Raw genomic sequence first — 21,249 nt, forward strand, 5'->3', positions numbered from 1 at the left:
CACGGCCAAAGTGAGGGACCATGAGCGAACTGCGCCGGCACTACACCGACGCCCACACCTACTTGCCCGAGCAGGCGTCCGTCGCGTGGATCAGGACCACCGACTTCGACGGCATGGTGCGCACTCTCGGGGGAGACCCCGCCTGGGTCTACCCCGCGACCTGGGAGGACGTCGAGAGCGCGGCGTGGGAGGCGGTCGATGACGAGGACCGGGCGGTGATCCTGACGGCCCGCCACGGTCCGTGGACGGTCGTCCTCGACGCGATGTGCGGTCGCCTGACGGGACTCGTGAAGCGCCTGTCCGCCTCCGGAGAAGCCCTCGCGCTCCAGTGGACCGTCAACCATGTCGCCACCGTCGCCTACGCCAGGGACGGACAGGTGATCGGCACCTTCGACCCCGCCGACCTGGACACCATCAATCCCGCGTCGGGACGCGAATGGCTGTCCGGCCTGCCGGTCACGCCGGACGAATGGCGTCAAGGCTGGCAGCCGGCCGCGCTCGCCCTGGGCGAAGAGTGGTCCGGGGTCAGGCTCGATCGGGATTGGCTGGCGCGGGAACACCTATGCGTCCCGCTGGGCTCCGCTCGGCCCCAGGTCCGTCCCCCGAGCGCCTTCCGCGTCAGGGACTGGCTGCGCCCGACGCTGGAGGGTGACCCGCGGCTGCTGGCGATCGCCGCCGATCCGGCGCCGGAACGGCAGCACGAGATCATCCAGATCGCGATCGAACTGGCCCGGCACACCTGGCCGATGTCAGGAGATGTGGAACGGCAGGCGTTACGGGCGATCGCCGATCGGGTGAGAGACGACCATTCCGCGAGCATCCGCACCCAGCTCGACGCCGCGGCCGCGGACATACGCGCCCGGATCGACACCACCGCCGCACAGATCGAAAGGCAGGTGAACGAAGAGCGCGGGCCGGTCCAGGTACCCGTCGTCCCCGACATCGACCTGATGATGAGACTGTCCGCCGACCCGGAATTGGACCGCCTGCACAGGGAACTGCGTCCCCTTGAGATCCTGGCGCAGGCGCTCGACCCCGATCTGAACGCGGCCGCGACCCGGACGAGCGGACTCCTGACGGGAAAGGGGATCCCGCCGGAGGTGTCACCCGTTCAAGCGGTGTTGCAGCAGCTCGCCTGGTATGTCGCGACGGGCGAGGTGGACGACGAATGAGCGTGGCGGGCAGGTTCGGTCAGTCATCGATCGCCTGGTAGAGCGTGGCCCAGAAGTCGTGGATGGCGCGCGCCGAGTCCGGGGTGGACATCCCGACCTGGGTGAGCAGAACTCCGGTGACCTGGTGTTCGGGGTCGGCGTAGGCGGTGGTGCCGCTTCCGCCGTCCCAGCCGAACTGGCCGACGGGGGCGTGGCCGCCGCGGTGGGTGCGGACGGCCATGCCGTACCCCCAACCGCCGTGCAGCCCCTGGCCGGACGACAGGTGGGCGATGGTCGCGTACATGGCGTCGCGGGCGGCCTGTTGCCCGGGCGCGAGGCGATTGGTGGTCATCAGTTGTACGGCGGGCCGCGACAGGATCCGTTCGCCGCCGTGCGTCCCGTGGTTCAGCAGCATGCGGAAGTAGGCGTGGTAGTCGTCGACGGTGGAGACCAGCCCACCGCCGCCGCCCTGGAACGCCGGAGGCCGGCTGATCCTTCCGCCTGCCGCCTCGTCCCACACGTGGAATTCCCCGGTCGCCGGGTCTGGCCCGTAGAGGGGCGGCAGCCGGTCGATCTTGTCGGCGGGGACGTGGAAGCCGGTGTCCTTCATGCCGAGCGGGTCGAGGACGCGTTCACGGAGAAACGTCTCCAACGGCTTGCCCGTGACTCTGGCGACCAGGACGCCGGTCACCTCGTTGCTGAGGTCGTACTGCCAGCGCTCGCCGGGCTGGTACGACAGCGGCAGTTCGCCAAGGCGGCGCATCCACTCATCCGGGTCGGGCGCGGGCCCGGATGCCACGCTGTAGTCGAGGCGCTCGAAGGTGGCGGCCCTGATCGGGGAGTTCAGCAGCTCGAAATCCATGCCGAGCCCGAACGTGGAGGTCAGCAGGTCCCGTACGGTGATCGGCCGCCGGGCCGGCACGGTCTCGTCCAGTGGGCCGTCCGGCCGCCTGAGCACCTGGCGGCCGGCGAGTTCGGGCAGCCACGGGTCCACCGGCTCGTCCAGCCGCAGCCTGCACTCGTCGAGCAGGATCATCGCCGCCGCCATCGTGACCGGCTTGGACGTGGAGGCCATCCGGAAGATCGTGTCCCGGCGCATCGGCGCGCCGCCGTCATGGCGCATCGTCCCGATCGTCTCCACGTGCGTCTCTTCGCCGCGGCTGACCAGGGCGACCAGCCCGGGAATCTTCCCCGACTCGACATGCCGGGCCAGCACCTCACGCAGTCTGCGCAGTCCCGCTTCGGTGAAGCCGCCGTCGTTCTTACCCATCATGAACGTCATCCCTTGTCTCACGATCGTTGATGTCTGGCTGCCGCCCCTGCCGGAGCCGCCATGCGAGGAGCCTGGACCTTGACCTAAGGTCAAGGTCAAGCCTCATCGCGATCGTGGGGTGACCGGCGCCGAGCGTCCGATCCCGTAGGTTCGGCGGGCGGTACGAGCGAAGAGGGCCTCACGCTCGGCGCTCGAGTAGGGTGCGGCGATCAGTTTGAACGAGTTCCAGAGGGTGACGTAGTCACACAGCCTTCTGTCCACCGGGAAGTTGCTTTCGAACATGCATCGTTCTGGCCCCAGGGTGTCGATGCAGTGGCGAATGTGCGGGCCCCAGAAGCCGGCGATCCTGGCGGATGTCATCGGGGTTGATGCGACGAACTCGACAGGGGCGAACGCGGGCATGCCGATCCCGCCGAGCTTCAGCACCACGTTGGGAACGCCCGCCAGCCCCGTGATGCCGGCCCGCCATTCCGCGAGCACCGCGTCCCTTCGCCGCGAGTACGGCCCTGTCGCCGCCGGCCCGCCGAGATGGTCGAGAACCACCACGAGGCTCGGGTGCGAACGCGCGAAGTCGCGCAGGTCGGGGAGTTGGTGAAAGTAGGTCCAGGTCTCAAAGACGAGCCCGCGGCGCGTCAGCTCGGACGCCCCTCTCCTGAAGGCGCCGTCGATAAGAAGCCCCGGTTGCGGCCTGCTGCGACTGGCGAACACACCCGGATTCGCATCCCAGGCCACCGTGTGGCGTACCCCTTTGAACCTGCCGTCCCCGGCTTCGACATGCGCATCAAGGACTTCGGCGAGTTCAGACGGTTGCGACCTCAGGTCTGCGTGTCCGACGATGCCGCTGACCAGCCCGTCGGAGACGGGCTGGCGCGCCACCCAGTCCGTCTCTCCCACGGGCCGTAGATGTCGTGGTCCCTCGGTGTAGTAGCCGCTGAGGCACTCCACGAAAACGGTGGCGACGACGTTGTGCCCGGACCGGGCGTCGGCGCGCAGGTCCCGCACCGAGTACGGAATGTCGCCGGAATCGCTCTCCGCCCGCGGTCCGTACGGCCACAGGTGATGGTGCGGGTCCACGATCGCTAGATCCGGATCCCGAATCGGCTCCGTCATGTCATGGACTGGGGAAATCGGGCATCCAGAACCGTTGGTACGTGGACGGTATCGCAAGTGCCGGAGTTTCGTCGTGGTGTACGTAGAGGGAGTCGCGCATGAAATTGACGTCGCCTCTTGAGTCGATCCAGTAAACAGGGATGCCGGCTTCCTCCATGATCCGTCGCGACAGCACGGCACGCGGCGAATAATAGATCTCTTCCTCGAAGACACACTTGTCGCCAGGGAACGGCACGTAGAAGGCCACCGCGTCGTACACGGACACGATGTCGTCAGGCTCAAGTGCCGGCACCGACACGAAGCATTCCTGGCCGGCGGCGGCCATGACTTCCGCCAGCGCCGGGTTCCCGGAGATGTCAACGCGCGCTCGTGGATTGTCGTTCACGATGTGAAGGAGGAGCTCGTGCCTGCTCACCGGTAGTTCGCCAGGCACGACCAGGAGTCTCGTTCGCGGCAGCTTCCGGATGTTCCACACATAGGGAATGAGGGTCTGCCCGGCAAGTGCGTTCGTCTTGTCGGCGAAGAGCTGATCGCCGATGACGATGGCGTCCAGGCCGGAATTCACGTAGAGACGAAGTGCCTGCTCGCAGGTCTGGACGAGCGGTTCGCCCCGGCCGTTGAGCGAGGTGTTCAAGAGCAGTCCGATTCCGGTCCGGCTCTTGAACTCCTGTATCAGCCGGTAGAAGAGGGGATTGCTCTGCGCCGTCACCGTTTGAACGCGCGCCGTGCCGTCGACGTGACCGATCGAGCTCAGAGGCTCGCGCCACTCATCTCTGATGCGGGCGACGGCGGTCATGTACGGCAGGTCGCCGTCGATGTCGAAGTAGGTGTTCACGTCCTCCCGAAGGACCGACGGCGCGAAGGGCCGCCACCACTCCCGGCGCTTGACGCCATTGACCTTGTCTTTGATACCGGGCACGAGAGGATTGGCCAGGATCGAGCGATTCCCCAGCGCTCTCGGTCCGATTTCGGACCTGCCTTGTACCCACCCGATGACGCTGCCGGAGGCCAGCGTTTCGGCCGCGAGCGCGGCGATGTCATCTGATTGCCGGCCACTCACCTGGTAGCTCTTCCCGGCCGTGTCCAGATTCTCCAGATCGATGCTCTGTCCCCAGTACGCATGCGTCATGTGCCATCGGCGGGGCCGATCGGGTGCGCCGATGTTGTGATATGCGTAGAGCGCTCCGCCGAGCGCGGTCCCCGCATCGCTGGCCTGCGGATAAGCGATGACCTGGTCGAATCCGCTTTCGGCCGACAGCATTCCGTTGGTGATCGAGTTCAGGCCCACCCCGCCCGCGAGAAGCAGCGTCTTCGAGCCCGTCTCCTGCTTCAGGAATCTTGCCTGCTTCAGCATGATCTCTTCGCATATCGCCTGGACGGTCGCGGCGACGTCCTTGTGCGTCTGAGATATTTCCTCGCCGTCGCGCCGGCCCGGCCCGACCAGTTGGGGCAGGACGACGCGCCCGATGTCCGTCGAGGCGAACCGGCACGCTCCACGGCGTAGGGCGGGGAGGTAGCAGAACCGGCCCTGGTCATCAATCTGAATGAACGTGTCCAGCTGTCGTCTGAAACGTTGAGGGTCGCCGTAGGCCGCGAGTGCCATCGTCTTCCCCTCCTCGCCGTACCCCCACCCGAGCCAGATCGTGACCCCCTGGTAAAGGTGTCCGAGCGAGTGCGGGTGTGGAGTGGTCCCGAGGATGGAGATACGGCCATTGCGACCGTGCGCGAGCATGGAGGTCTCCGCCTCACCGCCACCGTCGACACTGAGGATGGCCGCGTCGTCATGTGGACTCGAGTAATAGACGCCGGACACATGACAGAGATGGTGGCGAATGTTGACGATCCGGCTGGCCGGAAAGCCTCCCTCGCGCAGAAGCAGGTACCACGAGGGAAGATGCCAGTTGAGAAAGCGATGGATGTCGCCGACCTTGTCGGGGGTGATGTAGCCCGAGATGAGCGCCTTGCGTTTTGCCAGTTCGCCGGGGTGCATGCAGTTCGTGACCAGGTCGACGTCGGAGGGGGAGATCGAGTACTCCGCGAGCCCCTGGAACAGCACCGAGAGATCCGTGGACGTCGCGCGTTTGACCCGGTTGAAACGTTCTACCTCATAAACAAAGAGGGGCTCTCCATCCCGTATCAGCGCGAAGCATGCGTCATGTTGGCCGGGCTTGCTTCCCAGAACAATCACTTGGCACCCATCTTGTGTCTCGTGTGAACGACTGCGTGCTTGCCGGGGAGAACGAGCTTGGCCGTCAGGCGGGCGTGCCGACAGAGGTGAAGGCCTGCGGGATGTCGCCGGCAGTGGTGGTGCGGTGCATGACCCGGGGCAGCTCGGCGGCGAAATCCGCTCGATGGAGAGCTCTGGCGTTGTCCCAGACCACCACGTCACCGGCCGCCCACTGGTGGCGGTACACGAACCGGTCCTGGGTGGCGTGGGCGATCAGCTCCGCCACGGTCAGTTCAACGGGGACTCCGTCGCCGGACTCGATTCGAGAAAGGCAGAGGTCGTTGACGAAGAGTACGGGGGCTCCGGTATCGGGGTGCGCTCTGATGATCGGGTGGCGTGACGGTGTGTAGGTTGACGTACCCGCCAGCGCCGCGGGGTTGTTGTGAGCGTCGGCCCGCGTGGCCGCGATCCGATCGTAGGCGTGCAGGCCGATCGCACCGGCGAGCACGTCCCGCCACCGCGGGGGCATATTGTCGTACGCGGTCTGCAGGTCGGCGTACAAGGTGTCGCCGCCTGACGTCGGCAGCGCGACCGCCTTCAGCATGGTGTAGCGAATGGGACGGCGCAGGAACGAACCGTCGGTGTGCCAGATGTTGTTTCCGACCACCGGCGTGTCACCGCTGTTGTCCACGACAAGGAGCTCGGGGGTGTCGGGGTGCCTGTTGTCCATGTCCGGGTCGAGCGTGGGTTCGCCAAGGCCGCGGGTCAATTCGACCTGCCGGCCGGGAGTCAGCTCCATCCCTCGCAGAACAACCACGGCGAACGTCCGCAACAACGTCAGCAGCGCCCCGGGATCGTATCGTCTGTCATCGTCGGCCTGAAGCTCCGCCACGAAGACCGGGGCGCCTGATGGGGCCGTCATTCGACATCCTCTCGCTTGAACGTACGGATCGAGCAAGCGACGCGGCATCGCTCGTGGGCATGCGCGCGGGCCTCACCGAGAGGCGTCCGGCCGGCCCTCACGGCCTGCAAGGGTGATCAGCCGGTTCCGTCCGGCGCGTACGGGGCGGCCGGGCGAGGCGGCGGGCTGGCCGTGGTGGTGCGGTGCAGGACGCGCGGCAGCTTCCAGTGGAGCATGTCGGCCCGGTGCATCACCCTGGCGTTGTCCCAGATCACGACGTCCCCCACCCGCCAGCGATGACGGTAGACGAACCTGTCCTCGGTGGCATGCGCGTGGAGCTTGTCCAGCTGGATGAGCGCGGAGACGTCGGTCTCCGATTCGATGCCGACAAGGCACAGGTCACTCAGGTAGAGCGCGGGCGTATCGGTTTCTGGATGGGCGCGCACCACGGGATGGCGTACCGGAGGGTACAACTTCTCATAACCCTCTTCGATGGGCATGCGATGCACCTCGGAGCGCAGGTGGGCGATCTTGTCGTAGGTGTGCACGCCTACCGCGCCTGAGAGCGCTTCCTTCCAGGATGCCGGGGTCTGCGCATATGCCTCCACCATGTCGGCGAACAGGGTGTCCCCGCCTCGCGGTGGAACAACTTCCGCTCGTAACATCGTGTAGCGCGTCGGTTCTGGAAGGAAGGAACGATCCGAGTGCCAGCACCGGTTTCCGACCACGGGGGTGGCGCTCGAATTGTTGACGACCAGGATGTCCTTGCTTTCGGGGTGATGGTTGCGCAGGTCCGTAACAACCTCGGGTTTCCCCAGCAACCGGGTTAGCGACACCTGCTCCGCCGGGACCAGTTCCAGACCTCTGATCACCACGACCGAGTAAGTAGTGAGGGCCTGTTTGATTGCGTATCCGTCGCGCCCGGCAAGCAATGTACCGGTCCGCCCGGTAACCTCCACGACAAATTTTCCATGGAGATCTGAGAAGTCCAGCGACACGTTCTCTCCTTACGCCGTTGGTCGAACCAATGTCGTAGCGAGACCAGTTAACGTGGCACACTGGCAAAAATAAGAGAAGCCTATTGTGGGATCCATGTCAACGGTCACCGGAAGGCACGGGAGTCCTGGGCGTCGCCGAGATCATGGGCTGGGTCTTCGGCGCGCCGTTGGCCCCGGACAGGTCGCTTCCCGGGCCATCCGGGCGGCGGGGAACCCGGGCGAGTTTCACCGGGCGGATGCGCGGATCGCCGGTTTCGGCGAGCCCGGATTTAGGGTCGAGCGCACGCTACGCTGTGCTCGCCGAGCGCCACGCGCTGTTCACGCGGATTCGCCCGGCTGTCCGTCAGGCGGCTCTGATGCCGTTCGGTGACAATGCCGGAGAGCGGGAAATCCGCCGTGCAGGGTGCGGAGAAGAGCTCCCGCGCGGCCGGCGACCGTGAAGAAGGCGTGGGGCTGACCCGAATTCAATCGCAAGCGCCGATCGGCGGGGGTGGAGTGGGTTCTGCGGCATGCCCCCGGTCAGCGCGAATACACCTGCCGCGCCGGCTCGATCAGGTCGCCGACCTGGCAATCCAAGATGTCGCACAGCGCCACCAGGAGGTTGGGGTTAAGCCGTTCGGGAACACCGGTGAAAAGCCGATGGACCTGCTCACGGGACAACATGACCCCCCGTTCGGCCAGCATCGGCCCCAACTCGGTGGTCGTGAACATCTCCCGCTTGGCCATCACGCTACGCAAATGCCACCGATATCCGAGGGAGGCGGCCATCGTGGTTCTCTCGGCGAGCACATCATTGAGTTTAGCGGTGCTCTGCGCTCCAACCCACAGGTCGTCGCCGATGAACCGGGAGGCCGGGTATCGGTCCAGCGCGCAATGATAGTGCGGGTGCCGGGCATCGTGAAGTATGACGACGGTGCTGGGTTCCATGAAATCTGCCGCCGCCAGGAGACAGCGGCGTCGCTTGCGCCCGTCCACAATGACCGCGTCGAAACCATGGCCGGTAGTGGCGGGATAGTTCACGTAGTGGTCGAGATCGGCCTCGCGATCCGCCGAACGCTCTGATGGGCGCAGTGCGGTTCGATTCCAGCACACCGCTTCGATATGAGCGCTTCCGTCTCCGGCTGGTCCGTGCAGACTCCTGTCGTCGTCGGCATATCGCAGGACCGTGTCGGCCCGATAAACCAGCGCGGGCGCCAGGAAGGTGTCGAAGTACTCACGGTCGTATTCGAGGGCGAGCCACTGAAAGGGCAGGCCATGCGCGGCCAGAATTTGGGTGTAAGACAACGTGCTTTGCCCTGAACCCCATTCTAGAACGCGTATCCGCGATACTGAGCGTTCGGCGGAATTGAGGAGGATCGTCTTGATCAGGTCACCGTCGCGCGGACTCATCCAAGCGTACGGGCTTTCTATTTCCCTGACCACCTGGTTGCCTCTCTGAGGGACGGTCGGAAATCGTCGAGCCGGCCTTTCAGTGCACTCTCAACAGAAGAACATGACCATCGTTCGGGAGTCCATAGGATTCGCCCGATCGGGCGCTACGCTGCTCCGTCCTGGACCAGGTCGGCGCTCGTTGCCAGTGTTCCGTGGACGACCGCGCCGTGCGCGATGACCGTGCGAACCCGCAGGTCGTCCGTGAGAACGACGAGGTCGGCGTCCTTGCCGGGCTCGATGCTTCCGGTCTGTCCTCCCAGTCCGAGCATGCGCGCCGGCGTGGTGGCGGCGGCGATCGCGGCTTGGGTGATGGGGATTCCGACGCACCGCACGGCGTGCCGTACCGCGCGGTCCATGGTGAGGGTGCTGCCCGCGTTGGTGATCCCGTCGAGCAGGGTGACCTTGCCGTCGCGGGCGAGTACGGGCAACGGGCCCAGGTTGAACCGCCCGTCGTTCACCCCGGCCGCCGGGGTGGCGTCGGTGACCAGCGCGATACGTTCGGCACCGGCGGCGGCGAACGCGAGGCGTGTGGTCGCGCTGTGCAGGTGGACGCCGTCGTTGATGAGCTCGCACGTGACGTTGTCGTGGGTGAGTGCGGCGCCGGCCGGACCCGGCTCTCGATGGTGGAACGGCCGCATGGCGTTGAACAGGTGGGTGGCCATGCCGGCGCCGGCCTCGAACGCCTGGTGCGCTTCGTCGTAGCTGGCGTCGGTGTGCCCTACCGCCACGACCGCGCCGGAGGCGACGACCTCGCGGACGAGGTCCATTCCGCCGTCCAGTTCTGGGGCGAGGGTAACGGTGCGGACGGCGCCGTCGCCGCTGGCGAGCAGGTGCCGCAACGCGTTGACGTCCGGCGCGAGGACGTAGTCATTGTGATGGGCGCCCCGGTGGTTCGGGTTGAGGAACGGCCCTTCGAGGTGGATTCCGGCGATCGACCGGTGCAGCGGGCCGGGTGAGCGCATGAGGGCGGCCACCGTGCGGGCCGCGGCCGCCATCTCCTCGACCGGTGAGGTGACGAGGCTGGCCAGTGTCCGTGTGGTTCCGTGACGGCGGTGAAACGCGATCGCGCGCAGGATCTCCTGTGGATCCTCCGTGGTGACCTGAGCGCCGTCGCCGCCGTGCATGTGCAGATCCACGAATCCGGGCAGCACGTGGTCCGACCCGAGATCATGAATCTCGGCGTCGGCCGACCGGGGCGGCTCCCCAGCTCCCACGGCCGAGATCCGGTGACCGTCCAGGGCGACCCAGCCGGGATCCAGCAGCCGGTCGGGAGTCACCACTCGGGCGTTGGCGAGGATCATGACCATCAGGTTCCCTTTCCGGGCGCGTACGGCAGGTATTATTTTCTCAATGAGAAAATAATACAGCATGGGAGGGGAGGGTCCTTGGCTGCGATCGGTGTGCCGGGTGCCGGTGACGACGGCGGGTCGGCGGCGGGACGCGTCCTTACGCTGTTGCGTCGGCGTGGCCCGCTGACCCGCGCGGCGGTCACGGCCGAACTCGGCCTGGCCGCGAGTGCGGTGGGCACCGCCTTGGGTGACCTGACGGCGCTGGACCTGGTCCGCGTCAGCGAACCGCCACGCGGCGCCCCGATCGGACGAGGCAGGCCGTCTCCAGTCGTCGAGGTGCGCCCCGACGGGCCCGTGGCCGTCGCCGTTCAGTTGAGCGCGGACCGGGTGACGGCCGGCCTCGTCGGCCTGGATCGCCGGATCAGTCACGTTCGCGAGCACGTTCTGGACGGCACCGCGACGGATCCCGCCACCGTCATACCGGCACTGGCGGACGCGGTCGAGAATGCGGTCCTGCGGACCGAGCGTCGATGCGTCGGGGTATGCGTAGCGACGCCGGGCTTCGTCAGGGAATCGGATGGTCTCGTCAGGTACGCCGTGCATCTGGGCTGGAACGACGTGCCACTCGCACAGCGGCTGGGCGGCATGCCGCCGCTCGGCGTCCCCGTAACCGTGGGGCGCTCCGCCACGCTGGCCGCCCTGGCCGAGTTCCGTTATGGGGCCGGACGCGGCGCCGCGAGCATGCTGACCCTGAGCAGCGAGCGCGTGGGCATCGGCGGTGGGTTCATCGACGCGGGCGTACCGCTCACCGGGGGCGGCCACGCCTTGGAAGCCGGCCACATCATCGTCGAGCCAGGAGGACTGCGATGCCCGTGCGGTGCGCGCGGCTGCCTGGAGATGTACGCCGACCCGCGTGCCCTGCTACGTGCCGCCGGCCGGAGTGGCCACCCCGGCCACGACGACACCCTCACCAAGATCTTCGATGACGCCGCGGCCGGTGACCGTGCCACACAGGAGGCGATCCGCCTCACCGCCGGCCATCTGGTGACGGGGTTGACCAGTCTCGTCAATACGCTCGCCCCCGAGCGCGTGGTGCTCATGGGCTTTCTGGCCGATCTGTTCCGGGCCACCCAGGACCTCGTGCGCGATGGGCTGATGGCGTCCTCCGCCGTCGCCCGCGTCGGCCAGATCGACATCGTCACAGGCGACCTTCACCATGCCACTCTCCTGGGCGCGGCCGAAAGAGCCTTCGCTCCGCTGCTGAGACAACCGCGTACCGTTCTACGCGCCGGCCCGTCATGAGGCCGGAATCCGGGGCGCTGCCAGGTTCGCCGAGAACCTGTCGCGCGGGTTCCGGGCTTTCACGCCACCCGGGTCGAGGGGACCTGGAGCCGCCACGCCCCGAACGATCGCGCTCAGAGAACAGGACCAGACAGACGAGCGGGCTCGGAGACGGCGCCGGGCATCTGAGCACGGGCCGCGGCTGCCACATGGTTGTCACTCGCGCGGCCATGTCACTGTCCGTGGTGGATGTCTAGAGTCCGACACATGAGGGACGGTCCACGGATGACTCTGCAGACGATGCTCGTGCTGAAGGAGATGCTGTCCGATCCCGCCGGGCGCTGCTACGGGCTGGAACTGTGCGAGAGGACGGGCCAGCCCAGTGGCACCATCTACCCGATCCTCGCCCGGTTGGAGCGCGAGTTCGGTTGGATCGAGCGCCACAAGGAGCCCGCGGCCGAGCATCTGGCCCAGGGCCGCCGGGCCCGGTACTACTACAGGCTGACTGAGCAGGGCGCGCTTCGGGCCCGCGTCGCTCTCGACCGGGCCGAACGTTCCCGCGGACCGGCCATGGGTCCTCGGGCGGCGACGTCATGACCGGGCTGGTAGAACCCCTGCTGGCCCGGCTGCCCGCCGAGTTCACCGCTACGGACAGTGACCGAATCCGGCGTGCCTACGAGTTCGCCGCGCGTTGCCACGCGGGCCGGCTGCGTAAGAGCGGCGAGCCGTACATCACCCACCCCGTCGCGGTCGCGGAGATCGCGGTCGACGCCGGTCTGGACAGCGCCACCGTCTGCGCCGCCCTGCTCCACGATGTCATCGAGGACACCTGGTGCGACGCCGTACGGCTGCGCGCGGAGTTCGGCGATGAGATCACCACGATGGTCCAGGACCTGACCGAGCTCGGTCACGCGCACGATCAGGCGGCAGTGGTCATCGCCGACGAGCGTGTCCTTGCCCTGCGGGTGCTCGACCGGCTGCACAACATGCGTACCATCCAGTACCTCGACCAGGAGAAACAGCGCCTGAAGAGCCAGGACACGGTGAACGTCACGGCACCGCTCGCCGGACGCCTCGGCCTGCCGGCCATCGCGGACGAACTCGAGTCGATCGCCCACGACTGCCTGATCCCGCCGCCCGGAGACGCGGGGGTGAGTTATCAGGCGCTCGCGTTCGGCGCGCTGCTTCTGCCCGCGGCGGTCAGAGCGAGCTATCTGGACGAATGGCTCGGCGAGCTTGACGTGTTACCGGGCCGTCGCGCTCGCACCCGCTTCGTCCTCGGGCTGACGCTCGGCGTGCCCGCCCTCGCCCTGGTCCTGCGGCGGCCGACATGGGGCACGCTGACCAGCCGGCTCCTGACTGTTCTGCGCTGGATCCTGCGGACGGATCTGCGTACCTGGACGCCCCTGACCGTGCTGCTCGGCTGGATGATCGTGGAGGCCGCGAGGGACAGCCTCGGCGACGCCGCGGTCATCGCGATCACCGTGCCTCCCGTCCTCCACGCGGGCCTCACCCGCCTGCGCAAGATGCTCGGCCTCGACGACGGGGACCCCTCCCGGGGCCGGTCGGATAGCTCTGTGTGATACCGGCGCTCGCCCGACGCCGATCACCCTGAGCGATAGGGACGACACAGCATGCGCAAACTCCTACCCGTGCTCGCCATGTGCGCCCTGGCGGGTTGCGCCTCGCCCGAGGCCGGACGGCAGGCGACGGCCCCCACCCCCACGACCGGCATACCCAGCAAGCCGGGCACGCCCGCCACGAGCGCTCCGGCCACCGAATCCCCGACGCCGTCACCATCCCCGACGCGCGAAGCCACCACCAAGGTCAAGGACTGCTTCGACGGTGACTGCCTGCTGAAGTTGTCCAAGCCCGTCACGATCCGGCTGAACGCCAAGAAGTTCTACTACCCGAAGTTCGAGGTCGTGGCCATCGACGCGGACACGATCACGTACCGGGTGGATTACCCGCACGGAGGCGGCTCGGAGCAGCGCCTCGGTGAAGGCGGAGGCGGAGCCTTCGCGTTCCGCAAGCACACGCCGGTGGAGGTGCGGCTGGTGTCGATCAAGAAGGGCCGGGCGTTGTTGTCCGTCTCGCCGGGGGAGCCCGGCTGAGGGTCGCCCGATCATGAGATCTCCGCGTGAAGCTACGGCGCCCCCCAGCACCACGGCGATCTCCTTCAGGCTGCTCCTCGACCGTCACGATAGGCCTGCCCGTCTGATCACCGAGTACACCGCCCGCTCGACGCGGTGACCGACCGCGCTCAGGCGGCCGTGGTGTCGCGCGACTGACGGCACGGACAAGCTCCGGGCCCTCCGCAACGAGGTTGATGCCCTTGGCCGGGTTGTCCTCAGCCGCCCGGCCACGGTCCCGGTCTGCGGGATGGCGGGTTCAGTGGGCCGGCTGCGCGGCGTGTCGGGGGAGGAGCCCGACCAGGAGCAAGGTGGCCAGGTAGAGGGCGGCGGCGATGGCGGTGATGAGAATGCCGGCGTCGAAGAAGCCGCCGCCGTGGCCGGCCCGGGCGAAGAAGGCGGTGCCGAGGGCGGCGGCTCCGGTGGCGTTGGCGAACTGCTGGACGGCGTTGAGCATGCCTGAGCCGGTGCCGACCTCTTCGGTGGTGGCGTCGCCGAGGACGTAGTCGAAGATCGGGATGAACACCAGCCCGGAGCCGAAGCCGGTGATCAGCAGGGCAGGTGCCAGGGTCCAGGAGGTCAGGCCGTTCTGGGCGTGGGCGATGGTCCAGGCGAATGTGATCAGGCCGGCGGCGGCGAGGCCGAGGCCGAGGTGCAGGGTGGCGCGGCCGAGCCGCTCGGCGAGGAAGGCCCCGGCGAGGCCGACGGCGATGGCGCTGCCCAGAACCCAGGGGATCAGGGTGAGGCCGGTGTGCAGAGGCGTCCAGCGCGCGCCCAGCTGGAGCATCAGGTTGAGGGCGAGCTGGAATCCGGTGAGCGCGGCGTAGAAGCCGCAGACGATGACCAGTCCGACGACGAAGCTGCGCTTGCGCAGGAGCGACGGGGTGATCACCGGATGGGCGCTGCGGCGTTCGGAGGCGGCGAACAGCGCGAGCACCGGGATCGAGGCGGCCATCATGGCGTAGGTCCAGATCGGCCAGCCGAGTTCGCGGCCCTGGACCAGGGGAATGATCAGCAGGGCCGAGGCGAGGGTGAGCAGGCCGACGCCGCGCAGGTCCAGGCGGGTGGTGGGGTCCTCGCCGGTGCCGCGGGGCAGGACGTACGCGCCCAAGGCCAAAGCGAGGACCCCGATCGGGATGTTGATCAGGAAGATCGAGCGCCACCCGCCGAACAGGTTCAGGTGCAACAGCCAGCCTGCCAGGATCGGCCCGGCCACCGTGGCCAGGCCCATGATCGGGCCGAAGGGGATGAGGGCACGCCGCAGGTGCTCGGGCGGGAAGACGACCTTCACCAGGGCGAATCCCTGCGGGATCATCACCGACCCGAACAGGCCCTGCAGGACGCGGGCGCCGATCAGAATTCCGGTTCCCGGCGCGAGGCCGCAGGCCAGCGAGGACAGGGTGAACCCGGCCAAACCCAGCAGGAACAGGCGGCGGCGGCCGACCAGGTCGCCCAGCCTGCCGGAGGTGACCAGACCAAGGGCGAAGGCCGCGGTGTACGCCGCCAGCACCCATGGCACGGTGGCGTCGCCACCGCCCAGATCGGCCCGGATCGAGGGCCCGGCGAGGCTGGCGATCGTCGAGTCCAGCACGTCCATGATGTCGGCGATGACCACGACCGCGAGGACGAGCCAGGCCCGGCGCAGCGGCAGGACCAGGGAACCCACAGCGGAAGAACTTTGTTCAGTAGCCATGAACTTAGTTCTATGAGACGAACACAGTTCATGTCAAAGCGTAGAATCGGGACATGGCCCATGATCCGAAAGCCCGCCGGGCGGCCCGGCACCTGCAGCCCGGCGCCGCCCCGGCCCAGCCACGACGGGAACCTCTCACCGTCGAGCGCATCGTCGACGCCGCGCTGCACGTGGTCGCCACCCAGGGCTATGACGCGCTGACGATCCGCGCCATCACCGGCGAGCTGGGCACCAGCCCGTCATCGCTGTACGCGCACGTGGTCAACAAGGCCGACATCGACGACCTGATCATCGGCAGGCTCAGCGCCGAACTCGTCCTGCCCGAACCCGACCCCGGCCGATGGCGGGAACAGATCTTGCAGGTGTACGCCCAGATCCGTGACCAGTACCTGCGCTATCCAGGCATCTCTCGTGCCGCCCTGGCCGCAGTCCCCACCAACCGGGACACCTTGCGCGTGAGTGAGGCGATCCTGGCGATCCTGCTCGCCGGTGGAGTCGAGCCCCAGCCCGCGGCCTGGGCCATGGACGCCCTGTCACTCTATGTCGCCGCCTACACCCTGGAGATCTCTCTGCTCCACGGGCGGAAGGCCGACCCCGGCCAGGAGTGGGTCCTCAGCCGCGACGAACTTCTGCGCCGGTTCGGCTCCCTGCCCGCCGACGAGTTCCCGCACACCCGACGCCACGCCGCCGAGCTCACCTCCGGCAGCGGACACGAGCGATTCGACTTCACCCTCAACCTGATGCTCGACAGCCTCACAAGAGCCTGACGGTTTCCGGCATAGTTCCGTGGCGCTCGCTCGTCCTTGGTGGGTGACATCACGAGGAGGACGGGTGGATCCAGGCTTTGAGGCGGCGCTCCGGCAGTTCGTCATCGACAGGTCGAGCGCGTTGTTCCGCACGGCGTACCTGCTGACCGGCGACCGGCACGCCGCCGAGGACCTCGTCCAGTCGGCCCTGGCGAAGACGGCCGCGCGGTGGCGCGCCCTGCGCGACCCCGAGGCCATCGAGGGGTACGTCCGCCGCACCATGTACCACGAGCAGGTGAGCCGGTGGCGCCGGCGGTCGCGGGTCGTGGAGGTGAGCACGGACGGAGTGCTCGACCGGGCAGGCGACGGGCACGCCGAGGCGGCGGACCTGCGCATGACGATGCGGGCGGCGCTGTCCCGGCTGACGCCCCGGCAGCGGACCATGCTCGTCCTGCGCTACTTCGAGGACAAGTCGGAGACCGAGATCGCGCGCCTGCTGGGCGTGCGGGTGGGTTCGGTCCGCAGCCAGATCTACCGATCGCTGGAGCGGCTGAAGAAGTCGGCCCCCGAGCTGAGCACCGTGAGGGAGTTGCGTTGAACGTCGAGAAGCTGCTGCGTGAGACCCTCGCCGACATGGCGGACGAGCAGGTGCCGCCGCCCCCGGCCCGCTTCCTCCCGCCCCGTCCCGCCCGCCGGAGGGGCGTCGCCCTGGCCGCCGCGGTCGCCGTCGTCGCCCTGGCCGCGGGCGGCACGGTCGCCGTCAGGACCCTCGCACCCGAGGTGCCCGTGGCCGTGCGTCCGGAGCACACCGTGACCATCAAGGAGGGATGGCGGGCCGCCCTCTTGTTCGACAATCTCTCCCGCGTGACCGGCAAGCCCGCGGCGTCGTTCGCGCGGGCGGCCAAGGACGGCCGCGCCCTGGGCCTGCCTCCGTACGCGAAGGGCAGGCTGGAGGGCTTCGCCCACCCCGGTACGTACAGGTTCGCCGTGTCCGCCACCCCCACCGAGATCCTGGCCGCGATGGTGACCAGGTTCCGCGAGACGGCGGACAAGCTCGGCGTGGCCTCCCGGCGGGCCCCCTTGGACGTCGTCATCATCGCCAGCCTCGTCCAGGCCGAGTCGCCCACCGAGGCCGACATGCCGAAGGTGGCCCGCGTCATCCACAACCGCCTGGCCCGCGGCATGCGGCTGCAACTCGACAGCACCATCCTCTACGGCCTGGGCAAGTACGGCCCCAAGGTCACGGTCAAGGACATCAACCTGCGCTCGCCGTACAACACCTATCGCTATGCGGGCCTGCCTCCGGGGCCCATCTCCAACCCCGGTGAGGCCGCGCTCAAGGCCGCCCTCCACCCGGCCGCGGGCACCTGGCTCTACTACGTGGTCACCGACCCGAAGCGCGGCACCCTGAAGTACGCCACGTCCGAGAAGGAGTACGCCAAGCTCGTCGAACGCGCCGCCGAGTGAGTGCGCCCCGTGCGAGGCCGTCCGCGCCTTCGAGGAACAGATGTGGCACGGGCCGGCGGATGGGCGAAATTCACGACCGCCGGCCGCGAACGCCTCGTGAGCCCGGACCCCACCGAAGCCCTCGCCCTCTTCGACGAAGTCCAGTCATCCTGATCGGTGGACGCGGCATGACCTGGGTCCGCCGGATGGCTCCGTGCCCGGGTGCAGAAGCTGATCCTCACGCAGGCCAACCTTTGCTCCGGAAGGCGCGTCTCACCCGTATGGGCCTATTGTTCCGCGGTACCGCCGCAGCCGTCGCCTTTCTCGTCATGACGGGACCGGTCGCCGCCCACGCCGAGGCGCCGGCCAGTCAGTGGAGTGTCGTCCATCACGACCGCCGCGACTCCTACGACGCGGTGACGGTCACGCCGGGCGGGGCGGTCTGGGTCGCCGGGAGGAGCGCGCTGTTGAAGGGCGGCCGGTCCGCCTTCAAGCGTGTCACCGGGCCGGGCTTCCGGGTGAAGCGGCTGGCGTCGGCCTCCGACACCAGGGTCTGGGCCTTCGGCGCGTCGCGATACGCCCGATGGAACGGCAAGCGCTGGCAGGTCGAACGATGGCCCCACGGCCGGGTGGACGCTGCGTACGCCATCGGGCAGAACACGTGGGTCATCGAGAACGCCAACACGTTCCCCTCGGCCGGTGCCGCCGGGTGGAAGGCACGGTCCACGCTGCGCCGGCTGGTCGGGTCTTCGTGGCGCAAGGTCAGGACGCCGATCGTGGTCAAGGGACTCGACGGCCGGTGGGCGGCGGGCTCGGTGCGGGGCACGGCGGCTCTGGCCCGCTGGAGTGGCACGGCCTGGCGTTCGGCGCCCCTTCCGGCGATTCCGTCCGCCCGCTCCGGCCAGATCTCGGAGTTGACGGATGTCGCGTTCGACGGGGAGACCGGCCGGGTGATGGCGGTCGGCTGGGTCGCCTGGCCGTGCGGCCGCTCCTTCTGCGGTGAGACGTTGCTGCTGACCGGCTATCCGGGCAGCTGGAAGTACGAGGTCCGTGGTGAACCGGGCTTCCAGCCGCGCGCCCAGGCCGAGCCCGACGGCAGAGGCGGGGCCTGGGTCGTCTACGACGCCAAGGGTGGAGGCAGCAGGTTCCTGCACCTCGGCGCCGACAGCGTCGAACCGGGTGCCTTTCCGGCTCCGCCGGACCGGAGGGCGTCTGTCCGTGACCTTGCCCTCCAGCCGGAGACCGGTTCCATCTGGGCGGTCGGCGGGACCCCTTCCGGCCGCGGCGGCACGATCTGGGCTTACCGCCGTTGAGCCGGCTGCCGCTCGGCCCTGCCGAGCACGGAGTCGCTACCGGTTGACGAAAGATGGTTTGCGCTATTCGGCGAAGGCGGCCATCCCCTCCTTCTGGTCCGCCGTGGCGAAGGTGGCGTGGAAGACGCGGCGTTCGAAGCGCACCCCTTCGGCAAGCGTGCTCCTCGGCGTCCATGGTGCGGCCGGTCTTGCCGTGTTCGGACGACAGCAGCCGGGCCAGGGTGTCGCGTTCGGCCTCGACCAGGTGCGGGAACCTCAGCAGCACGCGAGCGCGGCGCTGCGGATGCCACTCCGCCCAGGCCACCTGGGCTTCGGCGGCGTCGGAGATGGCCGCCCTGGTCTCGTCCGGAGTGGCCGGCGGGACCCTGGCCTGGACCGTTCCGGTGCCATGAGTGTTCGCTCCATCCTCGTGACAACACGTGCCGAACCCGCGGCCGGTATCCTGACTCCCGGATCAGCGCACGTCAGTGGCCATTCCAGCGATGACGCACATCCCCGGGTCACAGTGGCGGGACCGTGCCGGATTGACACCGGCTTCCCCGCACCGCGAGCGTTCCTGCAGAAACATAGTTGGACGTCCTAGTAAGTCCAGTGCCGGCCTTCATTGGCTTAGGGTGGGGCTCGCAGTTGGTTCGCCCCGCCAGCCAGGCGAGGCGTCGTAAGAGGGAACCCGGTGCGAATCCGGGACTGCCCCGCAGCGGTGAGTGGGAACGACCGCCGTCACCAGCACTCGGCCCCCAGGGCCGGGGAAGCGACGGCCAGTAGGCAGGTGCGACGCGCCCACGAGTCCGAAGACCTGCCACTGCCCGCGCGCACCCCGCGCGCGGTGCATCGGACGGCCTCGAGGGAGGGCTGGGCGACCACGCGGGCCAGGAGTGTGCCCGCGCCTGGGCCGTGCCTTCGCTCGAACGCCGGGGATGTTCCTCGTGACTCGCGAAGGAGAGTTCCGTGACCGAGCGTTCGCTCGCCACCGTGTACGGCTACCCCCGCCAGGGACCCGGCCGCGAACTGAAGAAGGCCGTCGAAGGCTACTGGGCCGGGAAGATCAGCGCCACCGAACTGGAAGCCGCCGCGGCCGGCCTGCGCCGTGCCGCCTGGCGCGAGCTCACCGACGCCGGCCTCGGCGAAGTCCCTTCCGGCGACTTCTCGCTGTACGACCACGTGCTGGACACCACCGTCATGGTCGGCGCGATCCCCGAGCGCCACCGGGTGGCCGTGGAGGCCGACCCGCTGGCCGGCTACTTCGCCATGGCACGCGGCACCCAGGACGTCGCGCCGCTGGAGATGACCAAGTGGTTCGACACCAACTACCACTACCTGGTTCCCGAGCTCGGCCCCGACACCGAGTTCACCGCCAACCCCGGCAAGCAGGCCGCCGAGCTGACCGAGGCCCTGCTGCAGGGCCACAACCCGCGCCCGGTCCTGGTCGGCCCCGTCACCTACCTGCTGCTGTCCAAGCCCGCCCCAGGCGTCGACCCCGGCTTCGAACCGCTGTCGCTGCTGGAACGGCTGCTGCCCGTGTACGCCGAGATCCTGGCGTCGCTGCAGGCGGCGGGCGCCGATTGGGTGCAGTTCGACGAGCCCGCCCTGGTCCAGGACCAGCCGCAGGAGGTACTCGACGCCGTCGCCACCGCCTACGCCCATCTCGGCGGACTGACCCGGCGGCCCAGGATCCTGGTGACCAGCTACTTCGACCGTCTCGGCGCCGCCCTTCCCGTGCTGGCCGCCGCTCCCGTCGAGGGCCTCGGACTCGACTTCACCGGCTCGGCCGCCGCCAACCTCGACGACCTGGCCGCGGCGGGCGGGCTGCCCGGCAAGCGGCTGGTGGCCGGGGTCGTGGACGGGCGCAACATCTGGATCAACGATCTGGAAAGGGCGCTGGCCACGCTGGCCACGCTGCTCGGACTGGCCGAGCGGGTGGATGTGGCCGCCTCTTGCTCGCTGCTGCACGTCCCCTACGACACCGCGCTGGAGACCGATCTCCATCCCGAGGTGGCCGGCTGGCTCGCGTTCGCCCGCCAGAAGGTCGCCGAGACCGTCACGCTCACCCGCGGGATCAGCCGAGGCACACACCTCATCGCCGAGCAGGTGAACGCCAACCAGATCGCGCTGCGCGCCCGCGCCGAGTCCCCGCTGACCCACAACCCGGTGGTGCGCGCCCGCACGACGGCCGTCACCGCCGCTGACAGCCGCCGCATCAGCCCATACGGCGAGCGCGCCGCCGCCCAGCGGGCCAGGCTGAAGCTGCCGCTGCTGCCGACCACCACGATCGGCTCGTTCCCGCAGACGAACGAGCTGCGCGTGGCCCGCGCGGACCT

At 68.5% G+C, this 21,249-nt stretch carries 17 protein-coding genes, 3 pseudogenes and 2 riboswitches; of the genes and pseudogenes, 10 read left to right on the forward strand and 10 right to left on the reverse strand.

The annotated features are described in order from the left end of the window. Positions 1-20 precede the first annotated feature (20 nt). The gene (locus ACIBKY_RS26540; RefSeq protein ID WP_397100464.1) at positions 21-1,172 is read left to right on the forward strand and encodes a DUF6461 domain-containing protein; all 1,152 of its coding nucleotides are present in this window, start codon (positions 21-23) and stop codon (positions 1,170-1,172) included. 19 nt (positions 1,173-1,191) lie between these two features. On the opposite strand, the gene ACIBKY_RS26545 is transcribed toward ACIBKY_RS26540, so the two are convergent. The 7 genes from ACIBKY_RS26545 to nagA all read right to left on the reverse strand — a co-directional run bounded on the left by ACIBKY_RS26545 (position 1,192) and on the right by nagA (position 10,332). Continuing rightward, positions 1,192-2,424 carry a serine hydrolase domain-containing protein gene (locus ACIBKY_RS26545; protein WP_397100466.1) on the reverse strand — a complete coding sequence of 411 codons (1,233 nt, stop codon included), beginning with the start codon at positions 2,422-2,424 and terminating at the stop codon, positions 1,192-1,194. A gap of 102 nt (positions 2,425-2,526) precedes the next feature. Then, positions 2,527-3,534 (reverse strand): amidohydrolase family protein, encoded by a 1,008-nt coding sequence (locus tag ACIBKY_RS26550; RefSeq protein ID WP_397100468.1) that lies wholly within the window; start codon positions 3,532-3,534, stop codon positions 2,527-2,529. 1 nt (position 3,535) lies between these two features. Further along, positions 3,536-5,722 (reverse strand): carbamoyltransferase, encoded by a 2,187-nt coding sequence (locus ACIBKY_RS26555; protein ID WP_397100469.1) that lies wholly within the window; start codon positions 5,720-5,722, stop codon positions 3,536-3,538. Positions 5,723-5,786: 64 nt separating this feature from the next. Continuing rightward, on the reverse strand, positions 5,787-6,593 hold the full coding sequence (locus tag ACIBKY_RS26560) for a TauD/TfdA dioxygenase family protein (protein ID WP_397100471.1): 807 nt from the start codon (positions 6,591-6,593) through the stop codon (positions 5,787-5,789). A gap of 146 nt (positions 6,594-6,739) precedes the next feature. Further along, the gene (locus tag ACIBKY_RS26565; RefSeq protein ID WP_397100473.1) at positions 6,740-7,600 is read right to left on the reverse strand and encodes a TauD/TfdA dioxygenase family protein; all 861 of its coding nucleotides are present in this window, start codon (positions 7,598-7,600) and stop codon (positions 6,740-6,742) included. A 519-nt stretch (positions 7,601-8,119) separates the two neighbouring features. Continuing rightward, a complete protein-coding gene (locus ACIBKY_RS26570) occupies positions 8,120-8,989 on the reverse strand; it encodes a helix-turn-helix domain-containing protein (protein ID WP_397100474.1) in 870 nt (289 codons plus the stop codon). Between the two features lie 146 nt (positions 8,990-9,135). Further along, complete coding sequence (gene nagA, locus ACIBKY_RS26575; RefSeq protein WP_397100476.1) at positions 9,136-10,332, reverse strand: N-acetylglucosamine-6-phosphate deacetylase; 1,197 nt, start codon at positions 10,330-10,332, stop codon at positions 9,136-9,138. Positions 10,333-10,416: 84 nt separating this feature from the next. Here nagA and ACIBKY_RS26580 point away from each other — a divergent pair, with 84 nt between their 5' ends. From ACIBKY_RS26580 to ACIBKY_RS26595, 4 genes are all read left to right on the forward strand, one after another. Further along, positions 10,417-11,622: an ROK family protein gene (locus ACIBKY_RS26580; RefSeq protein ID WP_397100478.1), complete on the forward strand. Its 1,206-nt coding sequence runs from the start codon at positions 10,417-10,419 to the stop codon at positions 11,620-11,622. 264 nt (positions 11,623-11,886) lie between these two features. Continuing rightward, positions 11,887-12,198, forward strand: coding sequence for a PadR family transcriptional regulator (locus tag ACIBKY_RS26585; protein WP_397100479.1), 312 nt, complete (start codon positions 11,887-11,889; stop codon positions 12,196-12,198). Beyond that, positions 12,195-13,184, forward strand: coding sequence for an HD domain-containing protein (locus tag ACIBKY_RS26590; protein WP_397100481.1), 990 nt, complete (start codon positions 12,195-12,197; stop codon positions 13,182-13,184). Before ACIBKY_RS26585 ends, ACIBKY_RS26590 begins: the two co-directional genes overlap by 4 nt. Before the next feature lie 51 nt (positions 13,185-13,235). Next, positions 13,236-13,715, forward strand: a complete 480-nt coding sequence (locus ACIBKY_RS26595) for a hypothetical protein (RefSeq protein ID WP_397100483.1) — start codon at positions 13,236-13,238, stop codon at positions 13,713-13,715. Positions 13,716-13,992: 277 nt separating this feature from the next. On the opposite strand, the gene ACIBKY_RS26600 is transcribed toward ACIBKY_RS26595, so the two are convergent. Beyond that, positions 13,993-15,426 carry an MFS transporter gene (locus ACIBKY_RS26600; RefSeq protein WP_397100485.1) on the reverse strand — a complete coding sequence of 478 codons (1,434 nt, stop codon included), beginning with the start codon at positions 15,424-15,426 and terminating at the stop codon, positions 13,993-13,995. A gap of 53 nt (positions 15,427-15,479) precedes the next feature. Here ACIBKY_RS26600 and ACIBKY_RS26605 point away from each other — a divergent pair, with 53 nt between their 5' ends. The 4 genes from ACIBKY_RS26605 (at position 15,480) to ACIBKY_RS26620 (ending at position 18,931) form a co-directional block, all read left to right on the forward strand. Continuing rightward, entirely contained in the window at positions 15,480-16,193 is a 714-nt protein-coding gene (locus ACIBKY_RS26605) for a TetR/AcrR family transcriptional regulator (protein WP_397100487.1), read from the forward strand. 64 nt (positions 16,194-16,257) lie between these two features. After that, positions 16,258-16,770 carry a SigE family RNA polymerase sigma factor gene (locus tag ACIBKY_RS26610; RefSeq protein ID WP_397100488.1) on the forward strand — a complete coding sequence of 171 codons (513 nt, stop codon included), beginning with the start codon at positions 16,258-16,260 and terminating at the stop codon, positions 16,768-16,770. Further along, on the forward strand, positions 16,767-17,639 hold the full coding sequence (gene mltG / locus ACIBKY_RS26615) for an endolytic transglycosylase MltG (RefSeq protein ID WP_397100490.1): 873 nt from the start codon (positions 16,767-16,769) through the stop codon (positions 17,637-17,639). Before ACIBKY_RS26610 ends, mltG begins: the two co-directional genes overlap by 4 nt. A 308-nt stretch (positions 17,640-17,947) precedes the next feature. Continuing rightward, positions 17,948-18,931, forward strand: coding sequence for a hypothetical protein (locus ACIBKY_RS26620; RefSeq protein WP_397100492.1), 984 nt, complete (start codon positions 17,948-17,950; stop codon positions 18,929-18,931). Between the two features lie 63 nt (positions 18,932-18,994). On the opposite strand, the pseudogene ACIBKY_RS26625 reads toward ACIBKY_RS26620, so the two are convergent. Beyond that, a pseudogene (locus ACIBKY_RS26625) lies at positions 18,995-19,093 on the reverse strand (enoyl-CoA hydratase); the annotation flags it as partial. 13 nt (positions 19,094-19,106) lie between these two features. Further along, positions 19,107-19,307: pseudogene (locus tag ACIBKY_RS26630) on the reverse strand (aldehyde dehydrogenase family protein); the annotation flags it as partial. Positions 19,308-19,345: 38 nt separating this feature from the next. After that, positions 19,346-19,495: riboswitch (cobalamin riboswitch) on the reverse strand. 62 nt (positions 19,496-19,557) lie between these two features. Further along, a riboswitch (cobalamin riboswitch) is annotated at positions 19,558-19,735 on the forward strand. 144 nt (positions 19,736-19,879) lie between these two features. Between ACIBKY_RS26630 and ACIBKY_RS26635 the strand changes: the two are divergent. Further along, a pseudogene (locus tag ACIBKY_RS26635) lies at positions 19,880-21,249 on the forward strand (5-methyltetrahydropteroyltriglutamate--homocysteine S-methyltransferase); the annotation flags it as partial.

The organism is Nonomuraea sp. NPDC050394 (genome assembly GCF_044459065.1).
Taxonomy (GTDB): domain Bacteria; phylum Actinomycetota; class Actinomycetes; order Streptosporangiales; family Streptosporangiaceae; genus Nonomuraea.